Consider the following 18,526-nt stretch of genomic DNA (forward strand, 5'->3'; position numbering starts at 1 on the left):
CCTTGCCGTACCTGTCGAAGATCGCCCTCAACCCGCGCCGCCGCAAGGCCGTCTCCCTGCTCACCAACCCCCACCGACTGCACGCCGCCGTACTGAGCGGACTGGCCGTCGAGCCCGTTACGGAACGGGTGCTGTGGCGGCTGGAGACCAACACCGCACACCGCGCCGAAGTCCTCGTCCTCACCGAGAGCCGCCCCTCCTGGCACCACCTAGTAGAAGAGGCCGGCTGGCCTGACGCCGACGGCGGCGAACCCCTCATCGCCGACTACACCCCCCTGCTGGAACGCCTGACCCTCGGCAAGGAGTTCGCTTTCCGGCTCACCGCCAACCCGGTCCAGAGCACGCAGAACCCCATCAAGCCCAGCGACAGGCAAACCGAACGCATGAAGACCGCGAGCGACGCCGCACGCAAGCGCCGCGGATTCCGCGTCGCACACCGCACCGCCGCCCATCAACTCACCTGGCTCCACAAACGAGCAGAACGCCACGGCTTCACCATCCCCGCCGTCCACACCACCCCCGGCATCGACATCGGCGCCACCACCGACACTGAGGGCACCACGAACCCCGCCCCCGCCGTGTCCATCACCGCCAGAGACACCCTCCGCTTCCGCAAGGGCACCAACGGGCCGCACATCACCCTGTCCACCGCCACCTTCCAGGGAAGGCTGCGCGTCACCAACTCCGAGGCATTGCGCGCCACCCTGCTGGAAGGAATCGGCCCCGCCAAGGGATACGGCCAGGGCCTGCTCACCCTCGCCCCGCTCCCCCATGAGGCACCCCATGGCTGAACCCTGGTGGCGGACCGGCCCGCAAGACGTCCACCGCATCGAAGACCGTGTCTCCAGCCTCTACGTCGAACGGTGCCACATCGACCGGGACGACAACGCGATCGTCCTGATCAACAAGGCCCGTATCGTCCACGTCCCAGCCGCCTACCTCGTCGTACTCCTGATCGGGCCCGGCAGCCGCATCACCCACGCGGCCGTCACCTTGCTCGCCGACTCCGCCACCTCGGTGTGCTGGGTCGGCGAGCAAGGCGTACGTCTGTACGCCTCCGGCCTCAGCACCGCCCGCGGCTCCCAACTACAACTTCGCCAGGCATGGCTCGTCACCCGGCCCAAGGAACGCGTCGCCGTCGCCCGGCGCATGTACGACCTGCGCTTCCCCGGGGAAGACACCGCCACGCTGACCCTCCAACAGCTCCGCGGCCGGGAGGGCACCCGCGTCCGCAAGCTCTACGCACAGCACTCCGAACGCACTGGCGTACCGTGGACCAAACGCGACTACAAGCCCGGAGACGCCTTCGCCGCAGGTGACGACGTCAACCGCCTGCTGTCCGCGGCCAACTCAGCCCTCTACGGCATCTGCCACGCCGTCATCACCGGCATCGGCGCCAGTCCCGCCCTCGGCTTCGTCCACACCGGGTCCGCCTTGTCGTTCGTCCTGGACATCGCCGACCTCTACAAGGCCGAGTTCACGATTCCGCTCGCCTTCGACCTCGCCGCCAAGGGCCTCACCACCGAACGAGACGCCCGCACGGCCCTCCGTGACACCGTCGTCCAGCACAAGCTTCTCCCCCGCATCGTCACCGACATCAAGAAGCTCCTCGTCCCCGACGGAGCCGCCCTCCTCGACGACGACCTCCACGGCCTCTGGGACGAGGGCAACACCATCGTCAGCGGCGGCCGCAACTGGGCCGACCCCTTCGCCTCGGAATCCCACCTCGACGTCATACCAAAGGAACCGGAGCTCCGCGATACCCGGCCAGAGGTGAACGGGTGAGCGCAGGAACAACCGTCGTGATCCTGATCTCCGCACCGCATGGCTTGCGTGGCCACCTCACACGATGGTTCGTCGAAGCCGCCCCCGGCATCTACGTCGGAACCCCCAACGCCCGTATCCGCGACCGTCTCTGGACTGTCCTCGTCGACCGCATCCACGACGGGCAGGCCATCATGATCGAGCCCACCCCGACCGAACAGGGCTGGGCAGTCCGAACCGCCGGCCGAGACCGCTGGACACCAGTCGACTTCGACGGCCTCACCCTCATGGCCCGCCCACGCCTCGTCGGCACCCCACCATGGCGCCCAGAATCCTAGTGAATGAAAACCGCCCACCCGCCTGACGAAACCCCAGCTCAAGAAGTGTCGTCCCCGCGCCCGCGGGGGTTGCTCGGCGGCTCGCTCTCCATGGAGATGACCCGCGCGGTCGTCCCCGCGCCCGCGGGGGTTGCTCCTCCCCTGGAGACGTCGCCCCCGTCGCCGACACGTCGTCCCCGCGCCCGCGGGGGTTGCTCGATCCACGACCTGATCAACGGCGCGGCCGACGTGTCGTCCCCGCGCCCGCGGGGGTTGCTCGGTGCCGGAGCTGTTCAGGTGGATCGCCGACCCGTCGTCCCCGCGCCCGCGGGGGTTGCTCCCAGAACGTCGAGAAGGAGGCCGCGAACTACATGTCGTCCCCGCGCCCGCGGGGGTTGCTCGCCGGTGCCCCGGCACAAGCCGCCCCGCACCGTGTCGTCCCCGCGCCCGCGGGGGTTGCTCCCGGTCGGGGCCTGCGGCCCCTACTCTGGGTGGGTCGTCCCCGCGCCCGCGGGGGTTGCTCCGCCAGCCCGCAGGAGATCACGTTCACGTTCCCGTCGTCCCCGCGCCCGCGGGGGTTGCTCCTCACGCAGACCCCGGGCACCGCCCCCGAGACCGTCGTCCCCGCGCCCGCGGGGGTTGCTCCCGGTTCATGATCGAGCGCGCGCCCGACTTCACGTCGTCCCCGCGCCCGCGGGGGTTGCTCGACCTTCCTGATGCTGCCGCTGCTGGCGCGTTCGTCGTCCCCGCGCCCGCGGGGGTTGCTCCTTGATGCCCTCGTCGACGATCCGGCCGGCCATGTCGTCCCCGCGCCCGCGGGGGTTGCTCTCATGGCGCTGCCAGGGCCCGGACTGCCGTCGCGTCGTCCCCGCGCCCGCGGGGGTTGCTCCCAGTTCAGCCTGGCCATGAGCTGGTCGACTTCGTCGTCCCCGCGCCCGCGGGGGTTGCTCGGGCCGTCGGCCTTTCACCGTGGGCCCCGGGGAGTCGTCCCCGCGCCCGCGGGGGTTGCTCCAAACCCCCGAGCGGCGCAGCCCGGGGGTTTTGGTCGTCCCCGCGCCCGCGGGGGTTGCTCTCCGCGCTCCAGCTGCGTAAGCACTGCGACGCGGTCGTCCCCGCGCCCGCGGGGGTTGCTCGAACCAGATTTTGGCCTTCTTCGGGCGGAAGGGGTCGTCCCCGCGCCCGCGGGGGTTGCTCGCGCTTCGGGCAACCGCAGGGGCGGCACGGGTCGTCGTCCCCGCGCCCGCGGGGGTTGCTCGCGCACGTCGGCGAGGGCGAGGGCCCAGACGGCGTCGTCCCCGCGCCCGCGGGGGTTGCTCGGCGCTGATGCCGATCATTGTGCAGGTCGTCAAGTCGTCCCCGCGCCCGGGGGGGTTGCTCCTGGTGACCGGCTTCGCCCAGATGTCCGTCGCCGTCGTCCCCGCGCCCGCGGGGGTTGCTCTTGCCCGCCGAAACGGGCGCACGGGAACCACATGTCGTCCCCGCGCCCGCGGGGGTTGCTCCCGCTTCAGATCCGACAGGGCCGCGTCCGTCTCGTCGTCCCCGCGCCCGCGGGGGTTGCTCCATGCCGGGCTTGCCGTTGTCCGTCCACCCCGGGTCGTCCCCGCGCCCGCGGGGGTTGCTCGTACGTCGACCTCGTCTTCGACGTCCCCGGCAGGTCGTCCCCGCGCCCGCGGGGGTTGCTCCCTGGACGTCCTCCGCAAGGTCGCTTCCCCGCCGTCGTCCCCGCGCCCGCGGGGGTTGCTCTCACTGCGGAACTCGATGACAAGGCCGCCACCGGTCGTCCCCGCGCCCGCGGGGGTTGCTCGCCCAACCGCAAGGTCATCCGCCTCCAGCAGATGTCGTCCCCGCGCCCGCGGGGGTTGCTCGACCGACAGCGCGGCCGCGTCGGCGCGCGAGTCGTCGTCCCCGCGCCCGCGGGGGTTGCTCGACGTAGTAGGGGAGGGAGGGCAGCATGTCGAAGTCGTCCCCGCGCCCGCGGGGGTTGCTCCGATCCGCCGAGACTGAGCGCGTCCGCTTGGCCGTCGTCCCCGCGCCCGCGGGGGTTGCTCCTGGCGGGCGGTTTTGGTGGTTGAACCGATCTTGTCGTCCCCGCGCCCGCGGGGGTTGCTCCTCTCCTACGTCTGGGCCCTGGCCGGCCAGGTCGTCGTCCCCGCGCCCGCGGGGGTTGCTCCCCCATCACGTTCGACCCGTCCCACGCTCTCGTGTCGTCCCCGCGCCCGCGGGGGTTGCTCCTTGTCCGCCGCGGCGCCCGTCGGCTCCCCCCAGGTCGTCCCCGCGCCCGCGGGGGTTGCTCGGGCCGCCGCTGCCTCACCTGGTCGCACGGTCTGTCGTCCCCGCGCCCGCGGGGGTTGCTCGCGCAGGTGACCCCGGGAAGTTGCGCGTGCGCGGGTCGTCCCCGCGCCCGCGGGGGTTGCTCGGTGTACGTGTCCTGGACGGACATCCTTGATGCGTCGTCCCCGCGCCCGCGGGGGTTGCTCGCGCGTCGCCCTGGCCGTGGCCGCCGTGTTGCTGTCGTCCCCGCGCCCGCGGGGGTTGCTCGTGGCCCCGGCTGGTCTCTCACCACCGGCCGGGGTCGTCCCCGCGCCCGCGGGGGTTGCTCGCGCGTCGCCCTGGCCGTGGCCGCCGTGTTGCTGTCGTCCCCGCGCCCGCGGGGGTTGCTCGAGGTCGAGTTCTTGATCTTGACCCACTCGCCGGTCGTCCCCGCGCCCGCGGGGGTTGCTCTGCGGCGGACACGCCGTGCGACATCCGTAACGAGTCGTCCCCGCGCCCGCGGGGGTTGCTCGCTGACCACCATGTTCCAGTTCGTCCGTCCGCCGTCGTCCCCGCGCCCGCGGGGTTGCTCTCCGCCCGGCACATAGTTCGGGTCCGCGGCACCGTCGTCCCCGCGCCCGCGGGGGTTGCTCCGCTTCTGGGCCGACCATCCCGACCAGCGGCCCGTCGTCCCCGCGCCCGCGGGGGTTGCTCCGCGTCTGCTCCTTCCTGACCCAGGACTACTGGGTCGTCCCCGCGCCCGCGGGGGTTGCTCCCGCGGACGGCTCAGCTCGGACTCCTTCACGCCGTCGTCCCCGCGCCCGCGGGGGTTGCTCGTTCCGCGGGGCTAATTTCTGAAGCGAATTCGCGTCGTCCCCGCGCCCGCGGGGGTTGCTCGCCACACACCTGCGTCATGGACGCCCTATCCAGGTCGTCCCCGCGCCCGCGGGGGTTGCTCCAGGCACGCGCCCTCGCAGACCAGATCCTGAAGGTCGTCCCCGCGCCCGCGGGGGTTGCTCTGGACCGCCTGACCAGGCACACCCCATAGACCCGTCGTCCCCGCGCCCGCGGGGGTTGCTCATACGCGCTCACGCCGGGCCACAGGATCGGTGAGTCGTCCCCGCGCCCGCGGGGGTTGCTCGCCACACACCTGCGTCATGGACGCCCTATCCAGGTCGTCCCCGCGCCCGCGGGGGTTGCTCCAGGCACGCGCCCTCGCAGACCAGATCCTGAAGGTCGTCCCCGCGCCCGCGGGGGTTGCTCTGGACCGCCTGACCAGGCACACCCCATAGACCCGTCGTCCCCGCGCCCGCGGGGGTTGCTCATACGCGCTCACGCCGGGCCACAGGATCGGTGAGTCGTCCCCGCGCCCGCGGGGGTTGCTCGCCACACACCTGCGTCATGGACGCCCTATCCAGGTCGTCCCCGCGCCCGCGGGGGTTGCTCCAGGCACGCGCCCTCGCAGACCAGATCCTGAAGGTCGTCCCCGCGCCCGCGGGGGTTGCTCTGGACCGCCTGACCAGGCACACCCCATAGACCCGTCGTCCCCGCGCCCGCGGGGGTTGCTCATACGCGCTCACGCCGGGCCACAGGATCGGTGAGTCGTCCCCGCGCCCGCGGGGGTTGCTCTCCGATGGCGGGCACGGGCCGGGCCTAGCGGACGTCGTCCCCGCGCCCGCGGGGGTTGCTCGCCCACCAGGCCCGCATCAACGCCGCCCAAGGAGTCGTCCCCGCGCCCGCGGGGGTTGCTCCGGCATCACCAGGGAGCCGGCCGCCGCCCATCCGTCGTCCCCGCGCCCGCGGGAGTTGCTCTCTCGCCCTGCCGACCGTCAGGTCCGCTGGGTCGTCGTCCCCGCGCCCGCGGGGGTTGCTCCCCCTGCGCGGCCAGGTCCTGGAGGTCCTTGGCGTCGTCCCCGCGCCCGCGGGGGTTGCTCCGGGGACGCCGACCCGGGCGACGATCTGGACGTGTCGTCCCCGCGCCCGCGGGGGTTGCTCCCTGGTCGAGATCACCCTCATGTACTCCAACCTGTCGTCCCCGCGCCCGCGGGGGTTGCTCGCTGGACAGCCTGACCGGGCAGCGGACCGTACAGTCGTCCCCGCGCCCGCGGGGGTTGCTCCATCGGCACCACCTGGTACTGCGCCGCCCCCTAGAGGCTGTCTGATGGGTCGGTGACCGAGGCTTCCGTTCCATCATTCTGTTCGGCGTGGGGAGAGGCGATCTGTCAGACCGTGAGTGGTCTCGTCTGGAAGAGCATCTACCGAAGGCAGTTGGCAGAGGCGGACGGTGGAAGGACCACCGGATCGTCATCAACGGAATCCTTTTCAGGCTCCGGACCGGTGTCCCATGGCGTGACCTGCCCGCGCGCTTCGGGAGCTGGAAGACGGTCTACGACAGGCATAGGCGCTGGTCGGCGGACGGCACGTGGGACATGGTCTTGCATGCCGTGCAAGCCGACGCCGATACCGAGGGGCGCATCGATTGGTCCATGGTGAGCGTGGACTCCACCGTGTGCCGGGCTCACCAGCACGCGGCCGGCGCCCGCAACCGACCGCCCCGGATCAGCGGCAGGCGGTCCCGGCCTGCCCAGCATCGAGAGGATGAGGCCCTGGGCCACTCCCGCGGTGGCCTGACAACCAAGATCCACCTCGTTGGGGACGGAAGATGCCGCCCGCTGGCACTGCTGATCACACCAGGCCAGTGGGGCGACGCGCCCCAGATGATCCCGGTCCTCGACCGTGTCCGAGTCCCCCGCCGCAGGCGGTGGCCACCCGCGCACCCGGCCAGACCATCTTGGTGGGGACAGGGCGTACTCATCCCGCAGGAACCGGCGTTACCTGCGCAGGCGCCAGATCAAGCACACCATTCCCGAACCGAGGACCCAACAAGCCAACCGCCGACGTCGCGGAAGTGCTGGCGGCCGACCTCCCAGCTTCGACCGCGGACGATATGCCCGTCGAAATGAAGTGGAGCGAACCATCCTGGCACTCAAGGGATTCCGGGCCGTCGCGACCAGGTACGAAAAGCGGGCGTACGTCTTTCACGGCACTGTCACCGTTGCCGCGATCCGGCTGTGGCTCCGCTCGTGATCCGTGAGTGGGAACGGCTGTCACAGCTGGCCGATACGCTGCGAGCGATCTACGACCGGCTGACTGGAAGGCATGATGACCCGCACCCCCAGACCGACGCTCGAAGCGATACTCACCGCGCTTCCCGAACTTGCTCCCCACGCGCGCGACGCAGTCATACTCCATCCCGAGCGGGCAGAACCGGACTGCCGGAACAGTTCGATTGGCGGGCCACTGCTGTGGCCGAGTGACGAACCGTGGCCCGAGTGCTCCTTGCCCGACGAGAACAACCCTGTCGGCGTACCTGCCACGGCCATGGTGCCGGTCGCACAGATCTTCCGGCGCGACGCGCCGGGACCCTGGTGGCCCGCTGGCATCGACCTCTTGCAGATCCTTTGGTGTCCCAATGAACACTGGGATCCTCCGGTCCAGCAGGCCGACGTCAGCCCTGTACTCGAGGTGCGATGGCGTCGGGCCGCTGACGTGACCAGCCCATTGACGACTCCGCCGTCGTCCTCGCGGTATGACGAGGACGGCTACCTGCCCCGGGCGTGCGCCCTCACCGCCGAGCCCGTGACCGACTTCCCTTTCCGTGAGGAGCTACCTGCAGAACTCCGTCCGCGGCTTGAGGAACTGGTCCGCGAAACCGGCGACGGCGGTGACGTCATCACCCGCCTCGCCGGCTGGAAACTCGGCGGCTGGCCGAGCTGGCACCTGACGCACCCCACAGTCTTTCCCTGCGGTGACTGTGGCACGGCCATGACGCTCCTGTTCACAGTGGCCAGCGACGACGAGACAGGCGTCATCGTCGGCCGCTATGGAGACCTGCGCATCTTCACCTGCCCCACCGACCACCGTCACGCGTTCCAGGTGGACCTGCACTGACCTGGGGTTCGTCACCCGCACCACGACCCATCAGACAGGCTCTAGTCGTCCCCGCGCCCGCGGGGGTTGCTCCCGCGCGTTCTCCGCTCGCGTCCTGATGACGTCGTCGTCCCCGCGCCCGCGTGGGTTGCTCCCTCTTCGTGTTCGACCGCACCGGCGGCGGGACGTCGTCCCCGCGCCCGCGGGGGTTGCTCGTGGGCCGCCTGCCGGACCTCCCCGAGCTGCAGGTCGTCCCCGCGCCCGCGGGGGTTGCTCGGGCGAGAAGACCCGCGAAGTGCCCGTCCCCGCGTCGTCCCCGCGCCCGCGGGGGTTGCTCGCCCGGATGCGGAGCGTCTGATGCTGCTCGATGGTCGTCCCCGCGCCCGCGGGGGTTGCTCCACCGCGGCGGATCTGGTGCACCGTGTAGGCGAGTCGTCCCCGCGCCCGCGGGGGTTGCTCCGTGCAGTCGGCCGTGAACTCACTGCACGGCAAGTCGTCCCCGCGCCCGCGGGGGTTGCTCGACCCTGACCTTCCGGGCGATGGCCGGCATGCGGTCGTCCCCGCGCCCGCGGGGGTTGCTCGGCGGTCAGCGTGCTCGGCTGGCGGTACGTGCGGTCGTCCCCGCGCCCGCGGGGGTTGCTCCCCCATGTCGTCGCGGTCGTACGCATGCGCCAGGTCGTCCCCGCGCCCGCGGGGGTTGCTCCGACTACGAGGGCGTCCTCGACGAGGCCGAACTGTCGTCCCCGCGCCCGCGGGGGTTGCTCGGGGCTCGACCCGCTCGCGTACGCGCAGGCGGAGTCGTCCCCGCGCCCGCGGGGGTTGCTCCCTGTACGGCACGGGCTCGCTGAACCAGCCGACGTCGTCCCCGCGCCCGCGGGGGTTGCTCTCAGCCGACAGCGCGTGATCACCACGTGACCGGGTCGTCCCCGCGCCCGTGGGGGGTGCTCGATCCAGCGGGTTGCACCCCGCTGTGACTTGCCGTCGTCCCCGCGCCCGCGGGGGTTGCTCGCAGATCGCCGCCGTGGACGGGTTCGCCCTGGAGTCGTCCCCGCGCCCGCGGGGGTTGCTCCCGGGGGTTGTCGCCCTGCAGCAGGCCGTGTGCGTCGTCCCCGCGCCCGCGGGGGTTGCTCGGTAGCGACCCTCTTCCTGTGGGAGAACGTCCTGTCGTCCCCGCGCCCGCGGGGGTTGCTCCGCCGAGATGGTCGCCGCCGACCCTGACGTTTGGTCGTCCCCGCGCCCGCGGGGGTTGCTCGGGCGCCGTCCAGCAGGCCCTCGCCGCGCGTCCGTCGTCCCCGCGCCCGCGGGGGTTGCTCCGGCCTGAACCACGGCGAGGATCTGCGCGATCTGTCGTCCCCGCGCCCGCGGAGGTTGCTCGACGCCGACGACCCGCTCCGTATCGCGACCGCGGTCGTCCCCGCGCCCGCGGGGGTTGAGCAGGAGACCGGTCAGCGTCCCAAGCAAGATCCGGACAAGGCCGTTGATGCTCCTATTGCTCGTCAAGCGACTTGGAGCCATTTGCGGTAGGCGTGGGTGAGGTCGTCGTCTCGGCGGCCAGGGCCTTGACCAGGGAAGGGGCTTCTGACCAAGCTCCTATCAGGTCATGTTCCGCCCGGCCGGAGCCATGAGAACAGGCCCCGGCAGCCGGACAGACCAACAGGAAGACAGCCCAGCAGGGCGTCAGTCAGTGCCCGAGCCACGGCCACCGGAACCTGAGTATCAGCATCAATGTCAGTGCCTCGTGCGATCCTCACCCCGGAAGCGGGCACTTCAGAAGGAGGCCGGGTGGCGACGGGACGTCCGCGGAAAAATCCGCGCGATCCGGTGATGATTCTGCGGGATGCCGGGCTCGAACCACTGGAGCCCTATACAGGAAGTGATAAGCCCTGGCGCTGCCGCCATGAAGCGTGCGGGAGAGAAGTGTCACCGCGGCTAGGCAACATTGCCGCGGGCCGGCAGGGCGGCTGCCGGTACTGCTCAGGCACGGCTCCGATTCCTCCGGAGCAGGCGGCGGCGTTGATGCGCTCGGCCGGCCTGGAACCGCTGGAGCCGTATCCCGGGGCGACATCCCCTTGGCGCTGCCGGCACGTGTCGTGCGGTCGGGAGGTCAAGCCGCGCTACTCGTACATCAAACGCGGAGGGGGACCTTGCCGATGGTGCGCGCCGAACGCGCCGGTCGATCCGGACCAGGCCGCCGCGCTCATGAGGTCGGTGGGTCTGGAACCGTTGGAGCCCTATCCCGGGACCGACATCTCCTGGCGGTGCCGCTGCACAACCTGCGGCACGATCGGGACACCCACTCATGGGTCGGTCAAGGGCGGACAAGGGGGCTGCGGCCCGTGCGGGCGCAAGAACGCCGGGCAGGGCATCAGCCGGGCATGGTCGCGTCGCCGCGAACTGCCCCGCACGGACGGCGACCGGGCCGCATTTGAGGCGAAGGACTTCGACCTCGAGCCGCTGGAGCCCTACCCGGGACCGAGCGGGCTGTGGCACTGCCGCCACCTCGCGTGCGGCCTAGACGTCGAGATCAGGTTGAGCAACCTCAGGCGCGGCCTTCGGGCATGCCCGTACTGCCCTCCCTCCCCGGGTGGCCGACGCCGCTGGCCCGCGGACGAGGCCGAAGCCCTCATGCGTGCCGCCGACCTGGAACCGCTCGAACCGTACGCCGGGCGTCGTAACAAGGCGTGGCGGTGTCGCTGCAACGGCTGTGGGCGTGAGACGTCACCGAGTCTGGGCGGCATTCTGGCGGGCCAGGGCGGCTGTCGGCACTGTGCCGACGTGAGGGCGGCAGCGGGTAGAAAGACCGCCCCGGACGTCGCGGTGGCTGCCATGCACGCGGCTGCGCTGGAGCCGCTGAAGCCGTACGCCACCTCGGTGACTGCGTGGCGGTGCCGTTGCACAGCCTGCGGCAACGAGGTCTCCCCGACGCTCATGAAGATCCGTGCTGGTGGAGGATGCAAGTTCTGTGCCACCCACGGCATCGACCTGTCAGGACCGTCGAAGGTCTACGTGATCACCCACCAAGAGTGGAAAGCCGTCAAGATCGGGATCGGTGCCTGCACCGGCTACACCTCTCGCCTCATCCAACACGAACGCCAGGGTTGGCAACTGCATCAGGCCCGTGAATACACCACCGGCGCAGCCGCCTACGACGTCGAGCAGGCCGTGCTGGGCCGCCTGCGTCAGGCCGGACTCATCCCATTCCTCACGAGCGACGTCATGCCGAACGGCTGGACCGAGACCTGCTCCGCAGCCCACATCACGGCGGCCGAGGTGTGGGCCATGGTCGATGAGGAAACACGGAGCGCAGAAAAACCCTATGCGCCCCGAGTTGCCGGCCGACCACGTGCTGCGGTCCTCATCGACGCGGAGGCCGCAGCCGCTGAGATGCGGGCTTGCGGATACGAGCCACTCGCGCCATATCCCGGCCGCACCAACGCGACTTGGCCCTCGCGCTGCACGACCTGCGGGCACGAGGGGCGTCCTACGTTCAACGCCGTCCGCAACGCGGGCCAGCGCTGTCGAATCTGCCGAGCGAAGGAGACCCAGGCGAAACGCGCCGCCACGAACGCGCCCAAGGCCAGAGAAACCATGCGCGCGGCCGGACTCGAACCGCTGGAACTCTACCCGGGCAGCCAAACACCGTGGCGATGCCGCTGCACCACATGCGGTCGCGAAACCAGCCCCACCCCCTCCAACGTCAACAGCGGTTCGAAGGGCTGCCGGTTCTGTGCCCTCAACTCGGCAACCGACGAGCGTGCCTCCGCCGAAGTGCGAGCAGCCGGGTTCGAACCGCTGGAGCCGTACCCCGGTCGTACCACGGACCGTTGGCGCTGCCGCTGCTCCTGTGGGAACGAGGTCGCGACGCGTCTATCCTGCATCCGGTCGGGAACGACCGGCTGCAAGAAGTGCCCCCGATCCGGTGGCCGAACCGATCCCGCGACAGCCGTCGAGGAGGCGCGGGCCGCCGGGTTCGAACCGTTGGAGCCCTATCCGGGGAGGACCACCGACCGGTGGCGCTGCCGCTGCAGTTGCAGCACGGACCTTACGCTCACCCTGACCAGCATCAGAGCAGGCCGTACCGCGTGCGGAACCTGCTCCTGAGGCATGACTCGGTAACCGTCGCTCACGATGAGCGCCGCCACTGACACCGAGTAGTTGAGCAAGCCCGGGTTCCGCCGTACTAACCGTTTCTAGGAGATCGCTGCCAGCCCACGGCACCCTCACCCATCGACCCCTGCGAATATGCGTTCGGCGGATTATGAACGCCTCGGCCTTCAGGGATGTGGCCGACGTTCTTTCAACGGTGATGGCCTCTCAGCTGACAAGGGCAGGCTGCACAGTCTTCAATGGTGTCGTGGCCACGCCGATACCACTACCCCCGCCCGCCACCCTGGAGATGATCTCGGGTAGCGCTGCGCTGGACGAAGTCCTGGCGTGTCTACGCGCACGCCGACCGGTGTTCCATTCCGAAGCCGATCTCCAGCACAGTTTCGCCCTCGCCGTGGGCGAGGTCGCGCCGGAGGTCAGGTGCCGTCTCGAGGTCCCGGTGCGCGGGAGCGACGCCTCGGAGTACCTGGACCTACTGTGCCTGGGGCCTGCGGGCCGTACGGCAATCGAATTCAAATACGTGACCCGGCAGTGGTCGGGTACCGCCGGGAAGCCTCCCGAGGAGTACGCCTTGCGCGGACACAACGCGCCGGACGTCGCGCGTAGGGACTTCCTGCGGGACGTAGGAAGGCTGGAACGCTTCTGCGACCGCGAGGACCAGAACGGGCTGGCCCTGCTCATCACAAACGAGACCGCCCTGTGGCGCCCCAGGCAACGCAGGATGCCCACCAGGGACGAGGAGTTCCGGATCCACCACGGCCGCGAACTGAGCGGCACCTTGCTGTGGGCCGGCGGTTCCTTCCCGGACAACACCCGAGTGCTGCGGGGCGCCTACATGCTCACCTGGCGTCCATACACCCAACTGGAGGCCCGAGTAGCGAGTTCCGCTGCCTCGCGGTGTTTATCACTCCGAACCCAGCGCAGCCCCAGCCGCCGCACGAGGCGTAACCAGCAGACTGCCTCGCATGTCATTGACGGTGCGGCAATGTCAGCGACGCGCGAATCCACCGTGGGCTTCAGCGAGGCGGGTGACCCACTAGGCGGCGATTACGAAGGCGACCCGGTGACCGGCCTGGCAGGCCCGGATGCCGAGGCTGGTGGCGAGGAGGGTCTTGCCGGTGCCGAGTGCCCTCAGGAAGATCACGTTGTCCTTCCCGACGACGACCTGACCTAGCTCACCCGACCCATTGCACAGCCCCTAGCGGTGGCGCTGGACCGACCGGCCCGAGCTGCCCTTGGAGACCTGCCCAGTGCCCCAGCTTCAGCTGACTCAGGCGTCGCCCGTCGAGGCGCTGCCGATATGACCGCCCGCTGCGATGGATCTGTCGCCGGCTGCGGTTACGGTCCCGGACGCCGGAGGCGGAGTGGGGGCCGCGGACGGTGTCGGCGCGGATGCGGGCGCGGCGCCATTGCCTGTCGTGGCGGCGCCGATGCTGCCTCCGGCCGCGATGGACCGTTCTCCGTCGGCGCTGACCTGGGTTCCGCTGGTGGCAGGAGCGGCCGACTGAGCGAATTGGGCGTACAGCGCCAGGGCGATGCCCGCCAGACTTGCGATGCCACCACCGACGCTGGCCCACGGGTCCGCCGCGTCGACGTCGACAACCGCGCCGACAATCAATGCGATCACGCCGGCACCGCAGAGTCCGACTCCGGTGTACACGAGCGGCTTCATGTCTCGATCAACTCCTGTGTTGGTCGTAGGCCGGCAGGTCACGCCTGCCATCGTGGCGGCGTCTCAGCCCGTCCATCTCATCGGTGTGGGTTGGTCTTTCGAAGCGCCGAGCGCGCTGGGGGTGGCTCGCCCTGCGATACCAGGTCCTGTCTCTCTCGTAGCAGCGGCCCCAGTGCGGTTGGCAGAGCCTGGGATGCTGTCCGGCGAACCGCCTCCAAACAGGTGGGCCACGAGGCAAGGCTCAGTGCTTCGACTGCGGCTGCACGGCCTGCGGGGCAGTCCCCCCATCCTTCGGCCGCGGCGGCCTGAAGGCGGCCTCGCCGGCGTTCCGCCCAGTCTTCCGTCGACTCCAAGGCGGCCGTCAGGAGGGTACCGACCTCGTCGGTGAACTCGTCGACGCAGCGGCGGGCGCCGTGCCGACGGGCGGCCGCCGCGATGGCGCACAGTGCGCGCACCTGGTCCGCGGTGTCCCGGAGGGCGCGGGCGGCGGCAGCGGCTTCAGCGTACTGCCGCTTCGCCGCCGCGAGGTTCACGACGTTGAGCAGAGGGAACCTCCTTTGCTCAACGGGGTGTTCCGCGGCGGACAGGTCGACGGCGATGAGGAAGTCTCCGCGCCGAGCGGCCCAGCAGGCGACGTCATCAAGCACCCGCTCTCGCTCGACCCCTTTCGGCAGGCTCCATGCCAGTTCGCGAGCCACCGCGTAATGCCCAGACGCCGCAAGGGCCTCGGCCGACGCGGCAGCGGCGTTATCCCTGCTGGGGCTGTCGTCCGGCAGTGCGTTGAGCAGGGACCAGGCGCGGTCGTGCTGTTCAGTCCAGGCCAGAGCGGCCACGACGGAGCCGAGGTCCTGCTGGTGATCATGCACATTCGTGATCTGTTCTGCGAGGAAGGCCGCCTCAGCGGTCATGTCCTCGTCGTCCGGGTCGGCGCCGGAAACTGCCGTCAACCCAGCGGCAGTGCCACACAAAGCATCACACTCCGAACGCCGTCCAGGGTCTGCGATGTGCTGGCTCAGGGCCGCGGCGAGGTCTGTGCGGTCGTGGCGGAGCAGCAGTCCCACCTGTTCTGACAGCGCACGGTCGGTCCAACCCGGGCTGCTCAGAACGTCGGCCAGGGCGTGGGCGTGACGGGCCAGGACCGAGTCCCGTACTATGCCGTCCGCCCCGGCCAGGGACTTCGCGGTCAGCGCCAGTGCCTCCGCCTGGTCCGCCGCCCGTGGCAGGAGATCAAGAAGAGCCAATGCGCGTCGAGTTGATCCAGCTTTCGCCCATACAGTGGCGATCGGTGCGGTAAGGCGCGCAGCACGCGGAGATGTCACCAAGTGGCCCACGAGCGAGAGTGCTTTGTCATCCTCTCCGCGCTCGGCGAGACTCCCGGCGATGGCCGCGAGGACCGCCGCCCGGCTCCCGTTCTGTTTTACGGTGTCGGCTACGGCATCCGCCGCTTCGTCCTGGCCGTCCTCGGTGAAGGCCTTGGCAAGTGCGGCAAGGGCCGCTGTCCGGTGATCGCTTGAAACGAGGTCCGCTGGAGGTAGACCGCTCTCGATCTCTCGCATCTCCTGGATCAGGCTGGCCGCCAGGCCCGTACAACCGCCGCGGGCCGCTGCAGTTGCCACCCAGCCGAGCGCTTGCGCTCGGCGCCAGGGGTCCTCGCTCGCGCGGGCGATGTCCGCGCCATGGTCCGGATTGTCGGAAGCTGCAGCGCCAGCTGCCTGCTTTAGGGCCATGGCCTGTCTGTCCGGTTCGCCAATCTTCCGGGCGGCCTCGACGGCAAGGCCCGGCGCCTCCGCCTGAGCCAGGACTGTGGCCAGTTGAGCGACGTGATGGAAGTTGCCCCACCCGGTGTTCTCCCGGGTCACGTCCGACGCCTCCTGCGCCAAGGCCTGTGCCCGCGCACGGTCTCCGGCCGCGAGGTGGGCTGCCGCCAGGTACGCCAACGCCCGGCTCCGGCTGCGTGGAGAGCTCAGGCTGTGGGCCAGTTCGGTGGCCCGCTGGAGATCATCCGACGTTTCCGCCAAGCACCTAACCATGTCCGCCGCAGCCTCTTCCCGAGCCACAGCCGACCTGAGGGGAGCCAGCAACTCAACAGCCGACTGGTGCTGGCGGGCCAGAGCCAGAGCCACTGCGGCCATGGTGAGACCATCGGAGCGCTGGTTGTCCGCGGTCACCTTGTCCGCGAGGGCAGCGGACTCGTGAGCCAGGTCCGCGGCTTCGCCGACCTCGCCGGAGGTGGCCAGCACCGCTGCGACGCGAGCCAGGGAAGTCATTCGGTCGAACGGGTCGGACAGCGACCGGCAGATCTCGCCTGCCCGCCTGGGTTCACCGGCGTAGGCGATGGCGAGAGCAGCTGGGATGAGCGCACGTTGTCCTCCCTCCGCGAGGGCTTCGGCGAGGGCTTCCTCGGCAACGAGGACAGCATCGGTGTGCCCGTCCTCAGCCATGGCCGAAGCGGCGTCCGCCAGCAGCTGTGCCCGCAGGCCGCGGTCACCGACCGTCCGGATGACCGCCACAGCCCGCGGACAGTCACTGTCCAGGATCATGGCCTGCGCTTCCATAACCGGCACAGTGTCGGGGAGCGAGGCGGCGGCCGCACGGGCGAGGATCTCCGCAGTCCCGCGCTGCCCCGCGTACAGGGCGGCCGTGGCCGCCGACGCAAGCACCTCGTCCTGCCCTTGCTGGGGCACCTGCGCGCGCGCCATGCTGTACGCCCGGTTCGTCGACCCGACTACGGCCAGCATGATCACCGCGTACGTCACGGCCTCCCTACGCCCCTGTCCGGCTACGGCATCAGCCAGTTGGGCTGCCTCGTCGGCCACTTCCGTCGCCCGCTGCAGCTCAACCTGCGCGACCAGCACCCGCACAACTTCCACAAGGGCTCTCAGACAGGCCACTTCACTCTGCCGGGCTCGAGCCAGGCTGACAGCGCGCCGCACCCGCCCCAGACCCGCCCACACCGCGATCAAGGCGTCCGGAAGACTATCGCTGCGCGAAAGCAGGGCGTCGCGTCGCACGGCGAGCACGAATGCGTCAGCAACCTCGGCAGGATCTCCGCCGCCCTTGGCCACCAGGCCCTCGAACGCCGTGGACAGCTCGTCCAGCCCGTCCAGATCGGAACCGGACCGCTGCCACAGCCGCGCGTGACGGTGAGCGTCACCGGCCAGACGGACAAGGCGTCGTGTATCGCCCTGTGCCCGCAGCAGTTGACCGTAGCCGCGGAGCAGATACTCCGGTGTGCGGGGCGGCCAGCGCCGCGCTTGGTAGTCGTCCGCCCACTCATGCAGCCGCTCCCGGTTCGCCGCCAGCTCCTTGTCGGTGAGCAGTTCGACCGCGCTGCGCCGGATCTCCTCGTGGGCCAGGACGTAGACGCCTGATGCGGACGCGTCGGCGTCCTGGGAGGACCAGTGCGGCGTGCGGACGCGGAAGGCCCGCCCGGTAACGGTACTTAACTCCTTTTCGACCAGCCGGGGACGGGTATCTGCCAGGCGGGCGAGGTCCGCCGCCGTCAGGCCACCACCGGCCGCCGTCACCAGTCCGAGCAGTTGCCGTGCGAGGCCACCGGCCTGCAGCATCCGCATGAGGCTGTCCTCCGCCTCCCGGCGCACGACTTCCGCGTACAGCGATGGTGCCAGCCACCGGTCGATGGCGCCGCTTCTCAGCGGGTGCGCGTGAGCCACATCGTCCGGGATGGGAGGATGTGGCCGCCCGGCCACTATTACCCGCATTCCGTGCTTGGGCGAGCGCGGCAGCAGTGCGGCGATGCTGTGGCTTCCGGGGCCCGCGAGCACCCCACAGTCCTCATCCAAACCGTCGACGACGAGCACCAGTCGTCTGCCTCGGCTCTCGCACAGGGCTGCGGCCCGGTCCATCGCGGCGAGCATGCTCTCCTCGCGCGTGTGCTCGGTGACCGCTGGTTCCTCCTCACCCAGCAGCGCGTAGAACTGCCGGTGCACCACCTCGCAGTACGCCTCACGGTCGTTTTGCCGGTTCAAGCGCGATGTGATGAAGAAGGACACGACGTCGACCCCGGCAGGGGGCTCCATCACGAACTCGGCCATGAGAGCCGTCTTTCCAGCCCATGCGGGGGCGAGCCACCTCCAGTACGCACCCTCGGCACTGTCGGCATCTTGCCGCGCGGTGCAGAACTCCGCTATCCGCGCCAGTTCTTGAGACCGTCCGCGAAACTCGGCAGCTGCCAGGGACTCCACTTGGTAGCGGTAGTTGGACGTGGCGACGCGCTGTGGAAAGGTGACGAACTGGAACTGATTGCCGTCGCCCGTGACGACCAGACCGATGTCCCCCGCTGCCACCACGGAGCGAGCACCGGTCGCCATAGGCATGCCATCCAGGGGCAGCGACTGCTGTCGCCGTGGACGGCCCCACCACCTACCCAACAATGGTGCCGGGCCTCCCCTCGGCGCTCCGTGCCCAGCGTCACTGGATCTGGCACAGAAGATCCTGATACATCGTCTCGACGAGTCTAGTCCCG

The 18,526-nt window shown here is 70.4% G+C and carries 9 protein-coding genes and 2 CRISPR repeat arrays; of the genes, 6 read left to right on the forward strand and 3 right to left on the reverse strand.

The genetic code is table 11. The features are described 5' to 3' along the window. Positions 1-2: 2 nt before the first annotated feature. The 6 genes from cas6e (at position 3) to QFZ74_RS00230 (ending at position 12,362) form a co-directional block, all read left to right on the forward strand. Positions 3-791: a type I-E CRISPR-associated protein Cas6/Cse3/CasE gene (cas6e, locus tag QFZ74_RS00205; RefSeq protein ID WP_307618728.1), complete on the forward strand. Its 789-nt coding sequence runs from the start codon at positions 3-5 to the stop codon at positions 789-791. After that, on the forward strand, positions 784-1,785 hold the full coding sequence (gene cas1e, locus QFZ74_RS00210) for a type I-E CRISPR-associated endonuclease Cas1e (RefSeq protein ID WP_307618729.1): 1,002 nt from the start codon (positions 784-786) through the stop codon (positions 1,783-1,785). Before cas6e ends, cas1e begins: the two co-directional genes overlap by 8 nt. Continuing rightward, complete coding sequence (gene cas2e, locus QFZ74_RS00215; RefSeq protein WP_307618730.1) at positions 1,782-2,102, forward strand: type I-E CRISPR-associated endoribonuclease Cas2e; 321 nt, start codon at positions 1,782-1,784, stop codon at positions 2,100-2,102. Before cas1e ends, cas2e begins: the two co-directional genes overlap by 4 nt. Positions 2,103-2,149: 47 nt before the next feature. After that, positions 2,150-6,448: direct repeats of the CRISPR family, unit length 28 nt; unit sequence GTCGTCCCCGCGCCCGCGGGGGTTGCTC. An 87-nt stretch (positions 6,449-6,535) separates the two neighbouring features. Continuing rightward, a protein-coding gene (locus tag QFZ74_RS00220) for an IS5 family transposase (protein WP_307618731.1) occupies positions 6,536-7,418 on the forward strand; the annotation gives its coding sequence in 2 pieces (ribosomal slippage) (positions 6,536-7,084 and positions 7,086-7,418; 882 coding nt in all). 72 nt (positions 7,419-7,490) lie between these two features. Continuing rightward, positions 7,491-8,282 carry a hypothetical protein gene (locus tag QFZ74_RS00225; protein WP_307618732.1) on the forward strand — a complete coding sequence of 264 codons (792 nt, stop codon included), beginning with the start codon at positions 7,491-7,493 and terminating at the stop codon, positions 8,280-8,282. A gap of 44 nt (positions 8,283-8,326) precedes the next feature. Further along, positions 8,327-9,696: a CRISPR direct-repeat array (repeat unit 28 nt; unit sequence GTCGTCCCCGCGCCCGCGGGGGTTGCTC). Positions 9,697-11,078: 1,382 nt separating this feature from the next. Beyond that, the gene (locus QFZ74_RS00230) at positions 11,079-12,362 is read left to right on the forward strand and encodes a hypothetical protein (protein WP_307618733.1); all 1,284 of its coding nucleotides are present in this window, start codon (positions 11,079-11,081) and stop codon (positions 12,360-12,362) included. 1,042 nt (positions 12,363-13,404) lie between these two features. Here the strand turns inward: QFZ74_RS00230 and QFZ74_RS00235 are convergent. From QFZ74_RS00235 to QFZ74_RS00245, 3 genes are all read right to left on the reverse strand, one after another. Next, positions 13,405-13,512, reverse strand: a complete 108-nt coding sequence (locus QFZ74_RS00235) for an ATP-binding protein (RefSeq protein WP_307618734.1) — start codon at positions 13,510-13,512, stop codon at positions 13,405-13,407. 126 nt (positions 13,513-13,638) lie between these two features. Next, positions 13,639-14,040: a hypothetical protein gene (locus QFZ74_RS00240; protein WP_307618735.1), complete on the reverse strand. Its 402-nt coding sequence runs from the start codon at positions 14,038-14,040 to the stop codon at positions 13,639-13,641. 77 nt (positions 14,041-14,117) lie between these two features. After that, complete coding sequence (locus QFZ74_RS00245) at positions 14,118-18,371, reverse strand: hypothetical protein (protein WP_307618736.1); 4,254 nt, start codon at positions 18,369-18,371, stop codon at positions 14,118-14,120. Positions 18,372-18,526 lie beyond the last annotated feature (155 nt).

Origin of the sequence: Streptomyces sp. V3I7, assembly GCF_030817495.1 — a bacterium.
Classification (GTDB): domain Bacteria; phylum Actinomycetota; class Actinomycetes; order Streptomycetales; family Streptomycetaceae; genus Streptomyces.

Bases quoted from the DNA above. Each gene is read 5' to 3' on its own strand.
- QFZ74_RS00240 (WP_307618735.1), bottom strand. From the start codon at position 14,040: ATGAAGCCGCTCGTGTACACCGGAGTCGGACTCTGCGGTGCCGGCGTG.
- QFZ74_RS00225 (WP_307618732.1), top strand. From the start codon at position 7,491: ATGATGACCCGCACCCCCAGACCGACGCTCGAAGCGATACTCACCGCG.
- cas1e (WP_307618729.1), top strand. From the start codon at position 784: ATGGCTGAACCCTGGTGGCGGACCGGCCCGCAAGACGTCCACCGCATC.
- QFZ74_RS00245 (WP_307618736.1), bottom strand. From the start codon at position 18,371: ATGGCGACCGGTGCTCGCTCCGTGGTGGCAGCGGGGGACATCGGTCTG.